Source organism: Saccharomonospora xinjiangensis XJ-54 (genome assembly GCF_000258175.1).
GTDB classification, from domain to species: Bacteria; Actinomycetota; Actinomycetes; order Mycobacteriales; family Pseudonocardiaceae; genus Saccharomonospora; species Saccharomonospora xinjiangensis.
Genome location: NZ_JH636049.1, coordinates 2,829,333 through 2,844,969, shown reverse-complemented (window position 1 = coordinate 2,844,969; position 15,637 = coordinate 2,829,333). Strand labels below are relative to the sequence as shown.

The 15,637-nt window shown below is 68.5% G+C and carries 13 protein-coding genes and 1 tRNA gene; 7 read left to right on the top strand and 7 right to left on the bottom strand.

Annotation, left to right across the window (positions count from 1 at the left end; translation table 11 throughout):
- Positions 1-89 precede the first annotated feature (89 nt).
- The 5 genes from ligD (SACXIDRAFT_RS12695) (at position 90) to SACXIDRAFT_RS12675 (ending at position 5,610) form a co-directional block, all read left to right on the top strand.
- Positions 90-1,535 carry a non-homologous end-joining DNA ligase gene (gene ligD, locus SACXIDRAFT_RS12695; protein ID WP_040922159.1) on the top strand — a complete coding sequence of 482 codons (1,446 nt, stop codon included), beginning with the start codon at positions 90-92 and terminating at the stop codon, positions 1,533-1,535.
- A complete protein-coding gene (ligD, locus tag SACXIDRAFT_RS12690) occupies positions 1,532-2,437 on the top strand; it encodes a non-homologous end-joining DNA ligase (RefSeq protein ID WP_006238963.1) in 906 nt (301 codons plus the stop codon). Before ligD (SACXIDRAFT_RS12695) ends, ligD (SACXIDRAFT_RS12690) begins: the two co-directional genes overlap by 4 nt.
- 188 nt (positions 2,438-2,625) lie before the next feature.
- Positions 2,626-4,239, top strand: a complete 1,614-nt coding sequence (locus SACXIDRAFT_RS12685; RefSeq protein WP_040922158.1) for an ATP-binding SpoIIE family protein phosphatase — start codon at positions 2,626-2,628, stop codon at positions 4,237-4,239.
- The gene (locus SACXIDRAFT_RS12680) at positions 4,236-4,553 is read left to right on the top strand and encodes an STAS domain-containing protein (protein ID WP_006238961.1); all 318 of its coding nucleotides are present in this window, start codon (positions 4,236-4,238) and stop codon (positions 4,551-4,553) included. The genes SACXIDRAFT_RS12685 and SACXIDRAFT_RS12680 overlap by 4 nt, the downstream gene beginning before the upstream one ends.
- Positions 4,554-4,602: 49 nt before the next feature.
- Entirely contained in the window at positions 4,603-5,610 is a 1,008-nt protein-coding gene (locus SACXIDRAFT_RS12675; RefSeq protein ID WP_040922157.1) for a sigma-70 family RNA polymerase sigma factor, read from the top strand.
- On the opposite strand, the gene SACXIDRAFT_RS12670 is transcribed toward SACXIDRAFT_RS12675, so the two are convergent.
- Positions 5,577-6,287 carry a sugar isomerase domain-containing protein gene (locus SACXIDRAFT_RS12670; protein ID WP_006238959.1) on the bottom strand — a complete coding sequence of 237 codons (711 nt, stop codon included), beginning with the start codon at positions 6,285-6,287 and terminating at the stop codon, positions 5,577-5,579. The genes SACXIDRAFT_RS12675 and SACXIDRAFT_RS12670 overlap by 34 nt on opposite strands.
- A 258-nt stretch (positions 6,288-6,545) precedes the next feature.
- Positions 6,546-8,369 carry a sialidase family protein gene (locus tag SACXIDRAFT_RS12665; protein WP_006238958.1) on the bottom strand — a complete coding sequence of 608 codons (1,824 nt, stop codon included), beginning with the start codon at positions 8,367-8,369 and terminating at the stop codon, positions 6,546-6,548.
- A gap of 105 nt (positions 8,370-8,474) precedes the next feature.
- On the opposite strand from SACXIDRAFT_RS12665, the gene SACXIDRAFT_RS12660 reads away from it, so the two are divergent.
- Positions 8,475-9,653: a sialidase family protein gene (locus SACXIDRAFT_RS12660; RefSeq protein WP_006238957.1), complete on the top strand. Its 1,179-nt coding sequence runs from the start codon at positions 8,475-8,477 to the stop codon at positions 9,651-9,653.
- Between the two features lie 227 nt (positions 9,654-9,880).
- Here SACXIDRAFT_RS12660 and SACXIDRAFT_RS12655 read toward each other — a convergent pair whose 3' ends face one another.
- Positions 9,881-11,515, bottom strand: a complete 1,635-nt coding sequence (locus SACXIDRAFT_RS12655) for an amidohydrolase (protein ID WP_006238956.1) — start codon at positions 11,513-11,515, stop codon at positions 9,881-9,883.
- Positions 11,516-11,610: 95 nt separating this feature from the next.
- Between SACXIDRAFT_RS12655 and SACXIDRAFT_RS12650 the strand changes: the two genes are divergently transcribed.
- Positions 11,611-12,282, top strand: coding sequence for a hypothetical protein (locus SACXIDRAFT_RS12650; RefSeq protein ID WP_040922156.1), 672 nt, complete (start codon positions 11,611-11,613; stop codon positions 12,280-12,282).
- A gap of 75 nt (positions 12,283-12,357) precedes the next feature.
- Here SACXIDRAFT_RS12650 and SACXIDRAFT_RS12645 read toward each other — a convergent pair whose 3' ends face one another.
- From SACXIDRAFT_RS12645 to SACXIDRAFT_RS12630, 4 genes are all read right to left on the bottom strand, one after another.
- On the bottom strand, positions 12,358-12,687 hold the full coding sequence (locus SACXIDRAFT_RS12645) for an amphi-Trp domain-containing protein (protein ID WP_040922627.1): 330 nt from the start codon (positions 12,685-12,687) through the stop codon (positions 12,358-12,360).
- Between the two features lie 87 nt (positions 12,688-12,774).
- Positions 12,775-13,860, bottom strand: coding sequence for a cobalamin B12-binding domain-containing protein (locus tag SACXIDRAFT_RS12640; protein ID WP_006238953.1), 1,086 nt, complete (start codon positions 13,858-13,860; stop codon positions 12,775-12,777).
- 5 nt (positions 13,861-13,865) lie between these two features.
- A complete protein-coding gene (locus SACXIDRAFT_RS12635) occupies positions 13,866-15,176 on the bottom strand; it encodes a PP2C family protein-serine/threonine phosphatase (protein WP_006238952.1) in 1,311 nt (436 codons plus the stop codon).
- 186 nt (positions 15,177-15,362) lie between these two features.
- Positions 15,363-15,435, bottom strand: a tRNA-Thr gene (locus SACXIDRAFT_RS12630).
- Between the last annotated feature and the right edge of the window lie 202 nt (positions 15,436-15,637).

Here is a 15,637-nt window from a genome sequence, read left to right as displayed (position 1 = left end):
GCCGGGTGCGGCCGTCGCCGTGCCCGGCTGATCTCGTCTTACGACACCGTCCTGGCATTCACCTGGCCTGCTCCGGGTACCCGGCGCGCATGGCTTCTCGACTCGATCCGTACCGGGCGAAACGGAGGAAGGGACGCACTCCCGAACCTCTGCCCGACGACGTGGAACCGGGAGAGGGTGGGGGCGAGCAGTTCGTCATCCACGAGCACCACGCGAGGCGGCTGCACTGGGACGTGCGGCTGGAACGCGACGGCGTGCTCGTGTCCTTCGCCGTGCCGAAGGGCCTTCCCGAGCAGCCGGGCACCGTGCGCCTCGCCGTCCACACCGAGGACCATCCTCTGGAGTACGCCACCTTCTCCGGCGACATTCCCAGCGGCGAGTACGGCGCGGGGCGCATGACGATCTGGGACAGGGGCCGATACGAAACCCTGAAGTGGAACGACCACGAGGTGTCCGTGGTGCTCCACGGCGAACGCGTCCACGGGCGGTACGTGTTCTTCCGCTCCCGTGGTGGCGAGGAGAACGGCAGAGACTGGAACGTCATCCGCTCCGACCCACCCGACGATCCCGAGTGGACGCCACTGCCGGAGAAGCTGAAGCCGATGCTGGCCGTCGCGGGAACGCTGCCTGATCCGGAGCACGATGCCGAGTACGCCTACGAGTTCAAGTGGGACGGCGTGCGCGCACTCGCCAGGGTCGAAGGCGGCAGAGCGACGTTCCACTCCCGGCGTGGCGACGACATCAGCGCGGCCTATCCCGAACTTCGCCCGCTCGGCGAGCAACTCGGCAGCACGAAGGTTTGGCTGGACGGCGAGATCGTGGCCATACGGGACGGCAGGCCCAGTTTCGCCGCGTTGCGGAACCGCATCCACGCAGGCGAGCAGCACGCACGGCGGCTGTCCCGGCAGCACCCTGTCACGTACCTGGTGTTCGATCTGCTTCACCTCGACGGCCGTTCGTGTCTCGGCCTGCCCTACCGACTGCGCCGCCGGTTGCTGGAGCGACTCGACATCTCGGGCGAGCACTGGCGGGTACCTCCCAGCTTCACCGGGGGCGGCGATGCCGTGGTGGTGGCCGCGGCTGAGCAGGGCCTCGAGGGAGTAATCGCCAAACGGCTCGACGCGCCCTACCGTCCCGGTGAACGCTCCCGGTCATGGGTGAAGATCACCGATCTGCTCACGTCGGAAGTGGTGATCGGCGGATGGCGGCCTGGCGAGGGAAGGCGGTCCGGCACGTTCGGCTCGCTCATGCTCGGCATACCGGACGGCGAGGGGCTGAGGTACGTCGGTCAGGTCGGCACCGGCTTCGACGACGCGACCCTGCGGTCGCTGGCGGCCCGGCTGCGGCGGCTGGAGCGCAGGAGAACACCGTTCACCACCCCGCTACCGAAGAGCAGGGCGGCAGATGCCCACTGGGTGAGCCCGAAACTCGTCGGCGAGGTGGCGTTCAAGGCGTGGACGGACGAAGGGAGGCTGCGCGCGCCGACCTGGCGTGGGCTGCGACCGGACCGTGGCCCCGAGGGGACGGCACGATGACAGGGCAACTCGTCGAGATCGAAGGCCGCCGCCTCCGGATGTCCAATCTGGACAAGGTGTTCTACCCGGAATCCGGGTTCACCAAGGGAGCGGTCATCGACTACTACGTGCGCATCGCACCGGTGTTGCTGCCACACCTGAGAGACCGCCCGCTCACCCTGAAACGCTATCCCAACGGCGTCGAGGCGAAGTCCTTCTTCGAGAAGAACGTCTCAGGCCACGCACCCGACTGGGTACGCACCGTGCGCATCGAGACTCCGGGGAGTTCCCGTGGCGCGGAGAGCGCGGACTTCGCGCTCGTGCAGGACCTTCCCACGCTGGTGTGGGCAGCACACCTTGCGGCCATCGAACTCCACATTCCGCAATGGACGGTTGGTCCCCGTGGCGCGAAGCGCGCCCCCGACCTGCTCGTGTTCGACCTCGACCCGGGAGCCCCCGCCACGATCGTCGAGTGCTGCGAGGTCGCATCGCTGCTGCGTGACACGCTCGCGGACGACGGCCTCACCGCCTACCCGAAGACCAGCGGTTCGAAAGGGCTGCAACTGTACGTGCCCGTCCGGACCCGCTCTGCCGAACGCACGAGCCACTACGCCAAGCGACTCGCCGAGCACCTCGAACGCGAGAAGCCGGAACTCGTCGTGTCCCGCATGGCGAAGAACCTCCGAGGCGGCAAGGTGCTCATCGACTGGAGCCAGAACAATCCGAAGAAGACCACCATCGCCCCGTACTCGCTGCGCGCGAGGCCGTCGCCGACCGTCTCGACCCCGGTGACCTGGGAGGAGGTCCAGGCATGCGAAGAGCCCGCCGATCTGGTGTTTCTCGCCGAGGAGACGCTCGGCAGGGTCGCCGACCACGGCGACCTCTTCGCCCCGCTGCTGGCGAGCGACCGCCCCACCCTGTGATCCCGCGTGTCCGCAGCCTGTGCGCGGGTGTTCGCAACGTGCGACACAAACACGCGTGCATAAGGTGCGGACACGCGTACGAGAAGTGCGGACACGCGTACGAGAAGTGCGGACACGGCGTCAGGGAGCGCGGAGCATCACGTTTGCGACGGCTGCCAAAGACGTACCCGGAGACTATGCTCGCCTCTATGCCACGGGCGGTCGATATGAGAAGAGCCGAAGACCGCCTGCGCCGGATCGAGGCGGTCACCGACGCGAAGTTCGCGTACCTGAGCCTCGAAGAGGTTCTCCAGGAATTACTGGACAGGGTGCGCGAGACGCTCGACGCCGACACGGCGACGGTCCTTCTCCTCGACAGCACTGAGCAGCAACTCATCGCCGCCGCCTCCTCGGGTTTGGAGGAGGAGGTACGGCAGGGCGTCCGGATTCGCGTTGGCGAGGGGTTCGCTGGCAGGATCGCCGCGAGGCGCGAGCCGTACATCATCGACGCCGTGAACGCGGAAACCGTGGTCAACCCGCTTCTATGGCGGAAGGGACTGCGCACCCTCGTCGGCGTTCCCCTGCTCGCCGAGAACCACCTGCTCGGCATCCTCCATGTCGGCACGACGAAGGAGCGCAGGTTCGACGACGACGAGGTGGAGTGGCTGCGGGTCGTCGGTGACCGAGTCGCCGTGCATGTGCGAAGCCAGCTCAGCTCCACCGAGCGCAACGCGGCGAACACTCTCCAACGCTCATTGCTGCCTGCCGAGCTGCCACGGGTCTCCGGCCTCGACTTCGGTTCCCGCTACGTGCCAGGCGAGCGCCTTGAGATCAGCGGCGACTGGTACGACGTGTTCACCCTGCCGTCCGGCAGAGTGTGTGTGGCCGTCGGCGACGTCGTCGGCAGGGGGCTCGCTGCCGCGATGGTGATGGGCCGGTTGCGAACCACCCTCCGCGCGTACGCGCTGGAGAGCGACGATCCGGCCGAGGTGCTCGCCAAGGTCGATCGGCATGTCAGGCACTTCGAGCCCGAGACAATGGCGACGGTGGCGTGCGGCATCTGGGAGCCGTCGTTCGACGCGGTGCGCCTCTCCCTGGCAGGCCACCTCGCCCCGGTCCTCGCGGTGCAGGACGCGCCGAGCCGCCTTCTCACCGAGGCCGAGGTGGACGCTCCCATCGGGGTCAGCTCCTCCGCGCAGGGGAGGCGCACCACCACGATCGCTGTTCCCTCCGGCGGGACGCTGCTCTTCTACACCGACGGATTGGTGGAGCGGCGGCAGCGCCAGCTCGACGACGGGCTTCGGCTGCTGTGCGAGGCCGTCCGCACCGGCCCTGCCGAGCTGTTGTGCGCCGAGGTCATGAGCAAACTCATCGGCGAGGAGACACCCGCCGACGACGTCGCTGTGCTCGCCGTTCGGAGGCAGCCCTCCACGGCGTCCCGGAAGCTGGACCTGGAGATCGACGCCGTCCCCGAGTCACTCGCCGATGTGCGCGGGGAGCTGAGGCGGTGGCTGCCCACGGTGGGAGCCACCGAGGACGACATCGCGGACCTGCTCATCGCTGTGGGCGAAGCCGTGGCCAACTCGATCGAGCACGCCTACGGACCGCAGGGCGGTAAGGTGGAACTTCACCTCGAAGCACATGACTTCGAAGTCCAAATCGGGATCTGCGACACGGGTACGTGGCGATCCCCAAGGGGCACCCACCGAGGGAGGGGAACACAGCTCATGCGCCAGCTCTGCGACGAGGTCACGGTAGACCACGACCAGACAGGCACGTGCGTTGTGCTGCGAAAGCGACTGGCGGAGAGCGAGCAGGCATGACCACTGCGAATGTCGAGGTCCGCTCACACGGCAACACCGTCGAGATCCTCCTGACCGGCGAGATCGACCTCTCCAACAGCGATGTGGTGAAGGAGAAGGTCTTCGCGTCCATCGACAACCATCTCCTCGCCGTGACCATCGACCTCGCCGGGCTGAGTTACATCGACAGCGCGGGGCTGCGGATTCTGTTCGCCCTCGCGGAGCGACTCCGCCTCCTGCAAACGACGTGCACCGTGATCGCGCCCCCCGGCACCCCAACCCGCCGTGTGCTGGAGATGTCGGGGATGGCCGCCGTGGCGCAGGTGAAACCCTGAGTCTCCGCGCCGTTTCTCCGCTGTCGGGGTGCGTGGTTACCCTGCCGGCGTGAGTACCGACACGGCCGCCAACCCCGCCTTCGCGCGGGAGGTCGCTCCCTACCGTCGCGAGTTGCTGGCCCACTGCTACCGCATGCTCGGCTCGGCGCACGAGGCGGAGGACGTGCTCCAGGAGACCCTGCTCAGGGCGTGGCGTGGCTACGCAGGCTTCGAGGGCAGGTCGTCTCTGCGCACGTGGCTGCACCGGGTCGCCACAACGACGTGCCTCAACGCGCTGAAAGGTATGCGGAGAAGGCCCACTCCGAGTGGCGTCGATGGCACGAGCAGCGACCCTTCCGACGACCTCGTGAACGGTCGTGAGGTGCCGTGGTTGCAGCCGATGCCCGACACGCTGGTCGATCTGCCCGACGATCCCGCCGCCGTCGTCTCGGGGAGGGAGAGTATCCGGCTTGCCTTCGTCGCGGCACTCCAGCATCTGCCACCTCGACAGCGTGCGGTGCTCCTGCTGCGCGACGTGCTGGCCTTGCGCGCTTCGGAGGTGGCCGACACTCTCGACACGACGACCGCCGCCGTCAACAGCCTGCTCCAGCGTGCCCGCGCGACGATGGACGACCTCACCTTGCGTCCCGACGCGGTGACGGAACCCACCGAAGCGGCACGGCGCGAGTTGCTCGACGACTACGTCGCGGCGTTCGAACGCAAGGACATCCCGAGGCTGGTGGAGTTGTTCACCTCCGACATCGTGTGGGAGATGCCGCCGTTCGTGTCGTGGTACCGGGGCGCGGACGCCGTGGGACGCCACCTCGCCACCCGCTGCCCCGGCAAGCCGGGTGGCATCCTCATGGTTCCGGTGACGGCCAACGGGCAGCCGGGTTTCGCGCAGTACTTCCGTGCCACCTCCGGCGAGGGCTACGACGCCTTTCTCGTGCAGATCCTGGATCCGTCGGCCGACGGCATCAGGCACGTGATGAACTATCTCGGCCCCGAAGTGTTCGACCTGTTCGGGCTGCCGAGGTGGGTCGCTCAGGCCGACAGCTCCGGGATGCGTTCGCCGTAGCGCGCCACGAGCTCCACGTTGCGCTCGTCCCCACCCGGCACGTTGGCGCTCGTCCACAACGGAAGTTCCACGCCTCGGTGAACGGCCAGGTCCTCCAGTTCGGCGAGCAGTGCCGCCCACAGGTACGCAGCGGCGACGGTGGAAGCGGCCGAGGTCCGGGGCGCGGTGGCCGGATACACGACGTCGCCCGGCGGCACATGGGTGTCGAGGACGACGGTGGCGAAATCGGCGAGCCTGCTGCCGCTGCGGTCGGTGGCCGCGGCCGACGCCGCGGTAGACGTGACAGCCACCACCGGCACACCCGAATCCCTCGCCACCTGCGCGATCTCGACCGGGTACGGGTTACGGCCACTGGTGGAGAACACCACCACCGCATCGCCGGTGCGGATGTCGGCGCGTTCGGCGAGACCTCGCCCCCTGCCAGGTACCCGCTCGGCAGCCGAGCTGCGCAGCGCCCCCGTCAGCGGAAGCACCTCGGGGTCCCACAGGGGTCGCACCGCGGCAAGACCACCTGCACGGTAGAACGTCTCGCACACCATCGCCAGCGAATGGCCTGCTCCAGCCGCGTGGACGATGCCGTCCCCGCTCACCACGTCGAGCAGCAGCCCAGCAGCCTTGCCCAGTTCCTCCTGCTGCGAATCGACGGCGTCGAGCAGCTCCCGCATCCTGTCACGCATCCGGCATGGTCTCCTTCACGTCCGTGATGAGCACGCGGCCATCTCATCTCCGCCGGCTGCCTCACGCAACCGGTGTGGCGCGAGCGCCACATCCAGCAGTGGTGGCGCCAACGCCACATCCAGCAGCGCTGGCGCCAACTCCACATCACGTGCGTTCCCGCGCGCGGCTCTCGCCACCTGCGGCACCCCGAACCTGTTGGGTGTGTTTCGTCACAGCCGCTCTTCCCTCGGAGTCCGGGGCAGGATTGCCACTTCCGGTCAGAACGCCAGCCGGATGCGAAGTCCCTCGGTGATCACGGCGTTCGACCCGTACAACGCGTTGATCTCCGAGTCTCCCAGTGCCCTGCCGTAGAGGCGAACCTCGTCCAGCTTGCCTGCGAGGTGTTGCGCCCCGTCGAGCCGCTGCCCGAGGTGAATGGCGAACGGGCGTTTCGGGCTCACCGAACCGAGTTCCGGTGCGGAGGTGGACGCGACGATCCGACCGTCCACATGCAACGTGAACCGGTCGCCGGCTCGGCGCAGCGCCACGTGATGCCAGCGTCGATCGTCGTAGGCGTCGCCGGTTTCGAGCACGGCGACGTCCTCACCGCTCTGCGCCCACGCCCTGAGCCGGTTCTGCCCCGGCTCAGCTCGCAGCCACACCTGCGAGTACACCGAACCCTGGTTGTACGCCCACAGCAACGGCTGCGGCGATGAGCCGCCGCTGTAGGAGAACCAGGCCGACCAGGTGAAATCGCCGCTGCTCACCGCCAGCTTCTCGGCGAAGGGCAGTTGCACGTGGTCGTCGATACCGTCCAGCGCCACGGCTGCGCCGAACCTCCCCGGCACGACGGCCGCCCCACCACGCAGCCAGGCGTCAAGGTCGTTCGGCGACGAGTCCTGGGTCACCGGCAACCCTTCGGTGTCGCCGTCGGGAAGGCCGAGGTCGGCTTCGGTGAATGTCGTGAACCACAGGTATCCGTGCGACCAGTGCACTGCCCGCTCGTACGCGAGGCCGACGCGGCCGTCGGCGAGCAGTGTCAGGTCGGTGTACGACGACATCCCCTCGTAGACCACCGTGCCACCGGAGGGATCGACCCACTCCGCTCCGCCCTTGTACGTGGAGCGGATCGCCATGCGCTCGCGCGTCTCCCCCTGGCGGGACGGCGCCGCTAACAGCACGCGGTTGTAGCGATCACCTCGGTCGGTCGCGCGCAGTTCAAGCGTGGATGCCTGCACCGTGGGCACGGCGAGGCTCCGCTCGGCCGCACCCGCGTGGAAGCGCTCGGAAAACCGCGAACCGCCGTCCACCGCGACCGCCGACGCCACGGTCGCCTCGCTCGTTCCCTTCTCGTTGCGCGCGAGCACGAACAGCGAGCCGTCCGGGCGTTCGAACACCGAGGGTTCCTGCACGTTCAACTCGGGTGCGGCCTCGTGGTCGTAGGCGCCGAGCCGCCACGTCAGCCCGCCGTCGTCGCTGTGGATCAACGCGACGCCCTTGGTGCCGTCGGCCGTGCGGTAGGTGGTCCCCGCCACGAGCCGTCCCCTGTGCACACTTCGCGTGAGCTGGATCGCGTGCGCGGGCCCTGTGGCGTAGGACGTCCATCCCGGTTCCGCGACCGAGTCCGTGATCTCGACGGGTTCCGACCACGTGACGCCGTCGTCGTCGCTGTGCTGCACCCATGCGCTGCGGTAGTTCCGGCTGGTCAGCAGCACGACCCTGCCGGTGCGCGAGTCCACGACGGGCGTGGGGTTGTGTGCCGTGGAATCGCCGCCCGCGTGAACCACGTGCGGATCGCTCCAGGTGGCACCGCCGTCTGTGGAGCGCACGACGATCACGTCGTGCCTTCCCGAGTCCGAACAGTCGGGCTTGCGTCCCTCGGCGAACATCAGGATCGTGCCGTCGTTCGTGGTGACGAGCGCTGGGATGCGATAGCAGTGATAGCCGTGGGTTCCGGGTGACAGGACGGCCTTTCCGGCGAGGTCGGCTGTGGGACGGGGGTCGTCTACGGCTGCGGGACGGGGGTCACTTGCCGCCGTGCCTGCCACGAGCGCGAGCAGGGCGAGCACGAGCAGGACTGTTCGCTGACGGAAGACGGGCATGACTGCTCCGTTCGGTCGCACTGGTCTTGACCATCGTGTGCCGGGCTCTCTAGTTTGCCGACATCGGACGTCCTATGTCCAGAACCCGACAGCGAGGAGGCGACGATGCCCGCCCTGTCCCGACGTAGCGCACTCTCACTGGCCGCCGCGGTGGCCGCGGGAGCCGTGCTGGCCGCTCCCGTTCCCGCCACAGCGGACCACTGCACCGGCGCCGTCCCCTATACCTCGGGAACGGAGGGCTACCACACCTTCCGCATCCCCGCGCTGGTACGAGCGCAGTCCGGCGACCTGCTCGCCTTCGCGGAAGGACGCATCGAGTCGGGCGGTGACACCGGCGCCATCGAGATCGTGGTTCGGCGCTCGAACGACGGCGGGTGCACATGGGGGCCGCTGTCCGTGGTGTCCAGCAACGGCGACGCCACGGCCGGCAATCCCAGCCCCGTCGTGCTTCCCGACGGCGACATCGTGCTCCTGACCACGCGCAACGGCCGCGTCACCGAACACGAGATCATGTCGGGCACAGTATCCGATGAGGACACTCGAAGGGTATGGGTGCAGCGGAGCACGGACGACGGAAGGACATTCTCGCGGGCCAGGGAGATCACCGACGTCGCGAAGGCGGAAAACTGGCGGTGGTACGCGACCGGACCCGGCCACGCCATCGTGCTTCGGAACTCCGAACACGCCGGCCGGATCGTCGTCCCCGCCAACCACTCCAGTGCTCCGCCCGAGGGGTCCACGGACATCGGCACCGAGGCCAAATACTACGGCGCACACAGCCTGATCAGCGACGACGGCGGGCACACGTGGCGGATCGGGTTCACCGACGACCGCACCGACGGCGTGATCGCGGCGAACGAGAGCACCGTGGCCGAACTTCCCGACGGGACGCTGTACTTCAACAGCAGGGACCACGGCACCGCCGAGGGCAACAGGGTGGACGCCTACAGCACGGACGGCGGGGAGTCGCTCGTCGAGCCCTACGCGCCACAGCCGACCATTGTGGACCCTCGGGTCCAGGGCAGTGTCCTGCAAACGACGCAGCCGAACGTTCTGCTGTTCTCGGCACCCTCCCACCCGGCACAGCGGCGCGCGATGGCCGTTCGGGTGAGCCAGGACGGCGGGAGGACATGGGGGGTGGCACACACGGTGTCGGACGACCCCGCGGCCTACTCGGACCTCGTCCAGCTCGACCGGCGCACGATCGGCCTGCTGTACGAGACGGGCAGCGACCGGCCGTACGAGACGATCACCTTCGAGCGACTGCCACTCCCCCGCCGCTGAAGCCGGTACCGAAAACCCCGAGCGCACGTCCGTGAAGTGCCGGCACTCGTACGTGAAGTGCCAACACCTGTGCACAGGCTGCGGACACGGCGATGTTCGCGCGTGTCCGCAGCCTGTGGACGCTTGTTTGCACTTTGTGGACGAGAGTTTGCAGTTCGGAGACGGAGTTGGTCGTTCGGAGACGGAGTGGGTCGTTCGGGGACGGAGTTGGTCGTTCGGAGACGGGGTCAGTCGGCTCGCTCGGCGTAGGTCAGCGACTCACCGCCGTGCACAGCCTCACCGGCCACAAACGTGGCCAGCACACCGACGGAGTCGATGGACGAGGCTGGCACGGCGGTGGGGTCGTCGTCGAGGAGCACGAGGTCGGCCTGCATACCTGCCGTGATCCGCCCACGCCGGTCCTCCTGGCCCGCCGCGTAGGCCGCGTGCGTCGTGAACGCGCGCAACGCCTCGACGGCGTCCACCCGCTCGTCCTCGGCGAGAACGACGCCCGCGCTGGTGGTGCGCTCGACCATGTTCCGCATCCCGGCCAGCGGAGCACCGGTTCCCACACACGGCCGGTCGGAGCTGCCCGGCACGCGCAGCCCCGCGTCGAGGAACGACCGGTGCCGGTACAGCCACGGCACGCGACCCTCACCGAGCGACTTCAGCATGGTGTCGCCGATCTCGTACAGGAACCTGGCCTGCGGGACGGGCACGATGTCGAGCGCCACGAGACGCGGAAGCTGATCGGGCCTCACCATCGCCGCGTGCTCGATGCGATGCCGCACTCCCGGCCGGGGGAACTCGCGCTGCGCTTGTTCGAAGGCGTCCAGTGTCAGGTCGATCGCGCGGTCGCCGATGGCGTGTGCCGCCACCCGCCAGCCGCTGCGGTGCGCGTCCAGGATGCGCTTGCGCAGCACCTCGGGGTCGTCGCCGAGCACGCCGAGCCCGCCGTCGCCCTCGAACGGCTCCGTCACGGCAGCGGTCCTGCTGCTCAACGCCCCGTCGGTGAAGATCTTCATCGGGCCGACACGTAGGAAGTCGTCCCCGAATCCGCTGCGTATCCCGAGATCCAGCCCGACGAGGTCGCCGACAAGCGGGTGAAGGGTCTCGGCCGCAGGCATCAGCTCGACGCGCACGGTCAGCTCACCGCGCTGCCGCGCGAGCTGGTAGGCGGCGGCCTCGGCGGGACTGTGGCCGATCCAGCCACCGCCGACACCCGCCTCCGTGACGTGCGTGAGCCCTTCGGCGACGTACACCTTCGCCGCCCGCGCAACGGCCTCAGCCAGCTCCTCGACCGGATACGGCTTCACCAGCGCATCGACGAGCTGCTGTGCCTGCTCGGCGAGCAGGCCGGTCGGCTCGCCCGAAGCGTCGCGCTCCACGACACCGCCCTCGGGCACGGTGGCCGTGCCGTCCAGAATGCCCGCGAGGCCGAGGATCACGCTGTTGACGGAACACATGTGTGCCGAGCGGTGCTTGAGCCAGACGGGGCGCCCTCCGCCAGCCCTGTCGAGGGCCGCGCGGTCGGGATGCCCGCCGAGCACGAAGTCGTCGTAGCGCGACCCGATGACCCAGGCGTCGGACGGCAGCCGCGCCGCACGCCTGGCCACCATGTCGTAGAGCTCGTCGAAGGAACGGCACCCCGAGAGATCGATCTCCGCGAGCGAAAGGCCGTACCACACCATGTGGTTGTGCGCGTCGGCGAAACCCGGTGTGAGCACCGCGCCGCCACCATCGACGACGGTGCGTGCCGAAAGACCCTCCACTTCCTCGTCCACACCCACGATGCGCCCGCCGAGTACCCCGACGGTGTGGGCTCTCGGTCGGTCCTCGCACATGGTCAGGGCACGCACGTCACGCAGAATCAGGTCGAGCACCGCGGTTCCTCCCTAGGATCGAGGCACGAGGTCAGCTGATTACGCTCGGAACTCGCTCGACGGTACCCGGGCTCGGAAGGAAGGGGCACCACGCTGTGCGGGAGAAGAGGGCCAGGCGCGCGGCGGCGATCGCGGCGGGGCTACTCGCGGCAGCGGCGTCGGCAGGCTGCGGCGGTGCCGGACCAGAGCAGAGCGCACCTGTGACCGAGACCCGCACGACGACGGTGCGCCCGTTCACCGGCGAGGGCGAGCCCGCACCGGGACTGCGAATCACTCAGTCGGTGTCCGCGAACTGCCTGCCCTCCGCGCTCAGTCCGGAGAACGAGCTGGCCCGCCGTTGCTTCACCAAGGAGACGTCCGTGGCGATGGACCCGTGTTTCGTGCCGGAGCGTCCCGTGGTGGAACAACGAGACCCGGACAACGAAGCCGCCGGAGCATTCGGGATGACGACCGTGGCCCTGTGCGTGTCCGGCCCGGGAAGCTCCGACGTCACCAAGGTCTACGTGCTGGAGGATCTCGGCGCCGGTGCGCGGGTCGCCACGCAGGCCGACCCGCACTGGGGACTTGAGCTGGCCGACGGCACCCGGTGTGTCAAGGCGCTCGGTGTTCCGGAAACCCGGAACAGCCAGCCCTTGAGCTACGGCTGCGACGACGGCGGCTTCTTGTACGGCTTCCCGGACTCGGCACGCGAGGTGTGGACGATCCAGCATCGTGCGGGCGGATCGGACGAGCTCACGCTCACCGAGGTGCGGACGGCCTGGCGGTGACCGACCAGCCTTCGCCTGCGGCGGTGTCAGCAGGCGAAGGCAGGTCACAGCCGTTCACACGGCCTCGGGCCACCGTCAGACGACAGCCTTGTCGGCGGCGTCATCGGCGGAGTCGGAGCCGGAGTCCGTGTCCTCGGAATCCTCGTCGTCCTCGTCCTCGTCGTCGGAGTCGTCGTCCAGCTTCCACTTGAGCTGGAACTCGATCTCCTCCTCGCCGTCACCGCGCTCGTGCTCGATCGAGAACGTGGCATGTGCGGGCACCCTGATCCGCTCACCGGCGATCTGGATACGAAACGGCTTCTCGGTTTCGAGCGCGTCGGCAAGGCGGCGGAGCTTGGCCACCACCTCTGCTGTCGGATACTCCTGCTCCACGTCGCGCGGTGCTCGCGGTGCTCGCGGTGCTATGGTCACCGGAATCCTCCCGAAAAGATGTCACTGGTAGCGACGATCTTGTCACGCCAGTCGGGAGTGAACGCGGCGATCTCGCGAAGTTCAGCCCTCGACGTTCTCGGCGTTCTCGTTGGGCTCGCCGGTCTCCGCAGTGGGAGGCCAGTTCTGTTCGGTCATCGCGCGGGTCCTCGGAAGCGAGCGAACGACGTCGAGGACTTCGGCGCGCAGCGCGTCAACGGCCGACACCGGGACGGCTCGCGAAGTCAGCACGTTGCCGACCCAGGTGGCCGCATCGCGCACGAGCCGTCCGTCTCCGGTGAGCAGCGCACCTTCGAGCGTGCGCAGCGGCTGCTCCACGCAATCGCGGATCACCAGCGTGAGATCGGTGTCGGTGACGATGTCGCCCCGGTCCACGACCCTGGCCGGTTCCCACCTGTCGCTGATCCGGCGAGCGAAGTGGTGATGTTCGGCGTCGAGGGTGCGCTGCTCGAAGACGACGTCCTGCGGCAGGGGGGACACCGGATCGACCGTCGCGGGCAGCTGGTCCGCGAGGTCGAGACCCTCACGCAGCGTCGGAGCCCACGCCGTCGCGCCGAGCGCCCGCGCACGCCTCGCGTCCTTCCCGAACGCGGCGCCACCCACCAGCACGGGAATACCAGCCGTTGTCGCCGACTCGATGCCACGGCGCGTGCTCGGCAGTCCGCCGGCGACGGAACAGCTCACGGCCACGACGTCGGGCTCCACCTGGTGCAGGTAGGAGTAGAGACGTTCGGCCGGTGTCGCCGCCCCGAGAAAGGTCACCTGCCATCCCCTGGCACGCAGGCAGGTCGCGACGACCATCGCGGCGAGCGCGTGCCACTCACGTTCCGCGCACCCGACGATGATGCGGCCCTTGGTGATGGGCAGTGAGCGGACCCTTCGCGCCACGGCCTCCGCCGCGGCGAGCGAGATCCCGGTGGCGATGTGTTCCTGCGCCACCGACCACTCCCCGCGCTGCCACCTCTCACCGATGCGGCGCTGCGCGGGCGTGATCACGTCGCCGAGCAGGGAAACAGGCTCCATGTCGCCGTCGAGTGCCTCGTCAACGAGTGCGACGGCGGCGGAGGCGTTGCCCTCGGCGAGAGCCCGCTCGAACCGGAAGAACAACTCCTCGAAGCCGGTGTCGTGCGATATCGGGGCCGAGGACATCCGGCTCACGCTCCGTTCTGCACGGCGATCACTGCGATGTCGTCGTGCGCCGCGCCGTCGAGGTGTTCGAGCACGCGCTGCTCGACCGCCTCACAGAGGGTGCCTGGGCTCGCCCCCGCGTACTCGGGAAGCATGAGGCGCAACCGGTCGTGGCCGAAGAACCCCTCCCTCCCGCGCGCTTCCTCGACCCCGTCGGTGTGGAGCAGGATGGTGTCCTTCGCGCCGAGCCCCAACTCGGCCTCGGTGAACGAGAGCCCTGACACGATGCCCGCGACCGTGCCTGCCACGGCGAACTCCTCCACGGTGCCGTCAGCCCGCAGGACGAGCGGCGGCGGATGTCCCGCCACCGACACGGTCACCGTCATCACCCGCTCCCCCGGCCTGCGCAGGAACCGCGCGCACGCCGCTGTCACGAACCGTTGCGACAACTGGGTGCGCAACACCTCGTTCAGCGCCCCGAGCACCCTTGCCGGTGACCGATCGAAGAAGGCCGCTGTCCTGATCGTCTGCCGGGCCAGGCTCGTGAACACGGCCGCGTCGATGCCCTTGCCACAGACATCGCCGATCACCACGGTGAAGTCGTCCGCGTCGCCGTGCACGTCGTAGAAGTCGCCGCCGATCCGCAGGCGCTGCTCACCCGGCCGGTAGCGGGCGGCCATGAACACGCCCGGATACTGAGGCAACTCGGGTGGGCGCAGCACCTGCTCCAGCGCCTCCGCCGTCTGGGCGCGTTCCTCGTAGAGCCTCGCCGACTCCAGCGTTGTGGAGACCCGCCTTGCGAACTCCTCACCCGCCGCCGCGTCGCTCGCGGTGTAGTCGCTGCCCCCACCTCGGACGACGACGAACACTCCGTTGGTGACGCCACCGATGGTGAGTGCGACGGCGAGAACAGCCGAGGGTCGGTGTGCCTCCGCTTCCTCCAGAAGCGGTGTTGACGGGATCAGCTCGGCAAGGACGGCACCGATGTCGTTCTGAGGTGCCGCATACCGCTCCGTGACACCCCTCCTCCGGAACCGGCCGAGGGTCTGAAGAGGATCGAGGCGGCCGAGGAGCACGGGGCCTGCCACTCTGCCGTTACGGCCCTGCGAGTAGACGGAGACGCTGTCGGCGTCGAAGAAGGCCAGCATTCCCCAGTCGCCGAGGTACGGGATGGCGAAGTCCAGTGCGCGGTAGGCCGCGCGCCGAACGTTCAACGCCCCCGCGAGCTGGCGGGAAAGCCCCTCGATGAACCGCACGTGCGCCCAGTCGCCGGGGCGAGGCGATCCGGCGAGGAGACTCGGGGATTCGGGAAATGGCTGGTCGAAAGCCGCGTTCACTGCGGGCTCCTCGAAGAACGAGACATCCAGGATTCGACTGTACGGGACGATTCGCGCATCGCGGCCCGTCGTGAACCGACCGAGTGGGAACTTGCTCGCAGGGTGCGCGACTGCTCGCACAGCGTCGTAAGCACCCCGATACAGGACGCACCCGCGAAGCGCGCGAGCGCCGCGAAACAACGAGAGAGCCGGCAAGGGGGCTCGAACCCCTGACCTTCTGTTTACAAGACAGATGCTCTACCAGCTGAGCTATACCGGCCTGGAACGCACACCGGCGAATGCGTGCGGATCCACCCCAACTATATCCACAGCGATGTGCGCCACAGCATGCCCCCGTACTGCCTTCCGTCCCTGCTGAAGGGCCTTTCAGCAACTACCGTGGAACGAGGTCACGTTCGCGCAACGATGTGGTATACGCCACGGCCCCAAGGGTGCAACGGTCGAGGCCATACTGCCGATTG

Bases quoted from the DNA above. Each gene is read 5' to 3' on its own strand.
- ligD (WP_040922159.1), top strand. From the start codon at position 90: ATGGCTTCTCGACTCGATCCGTACCGGGCGAAACGGAGGAAGGGACGC.
- SACXIDRAFT_RS12685 (WP_040922158.1), top strand. From the start codon at position 2,626: ATGCCACGGGCGGTCGATATGAGAAGAGCCGAAGACCGCCTGCGCCGG.
- SACXIDRAFT_RS12680 (WP_006238961.1), top strand. From the start codon at position 4,236: ATGACCACTGCGAATGTCGAGGTCCGCTCACACGGCAACACCGTCGAG.
- SACXIDRAFT_RS12670 (WP_006238959.1), bottom strand. From the start codon at position 6,287: ATGCGTGACAGGATGCGGGAGCTGCTCGACGCCGTCGATTCGCAGCAG.
- SACXIDRAFT_RS12665 (WP_006238958.1), bottom strand. From the start codon at position 8,369: ATGCCCGTCTTCCGTCAGCGAACAGTCCTGCTCGTGCTCGCCCTGCTC.
- SACXIDRAFT_RS12640 (WP_006238953.1), bottom strand. From the start codon at position 13,860: ATGTCCTCGGCCCCGATATCGCACGACACCGGCTTCGAGGAGTTGTTC.
- ligD (WP_006238963.1), top strand. From the start codon at position 1,532: ATGACAGGGCAACTCGTCGAGATCGAAGGCCGCCGCCTCCGGATGTCC.
- SACXIDRAFT_RS12660 (WP_006238957.1), top strand. From the start codon at position 8,475: ATGCCCGCCCTGTCCCGACGTAGCGCACTCTCACTGGCCGCCGCGGTG.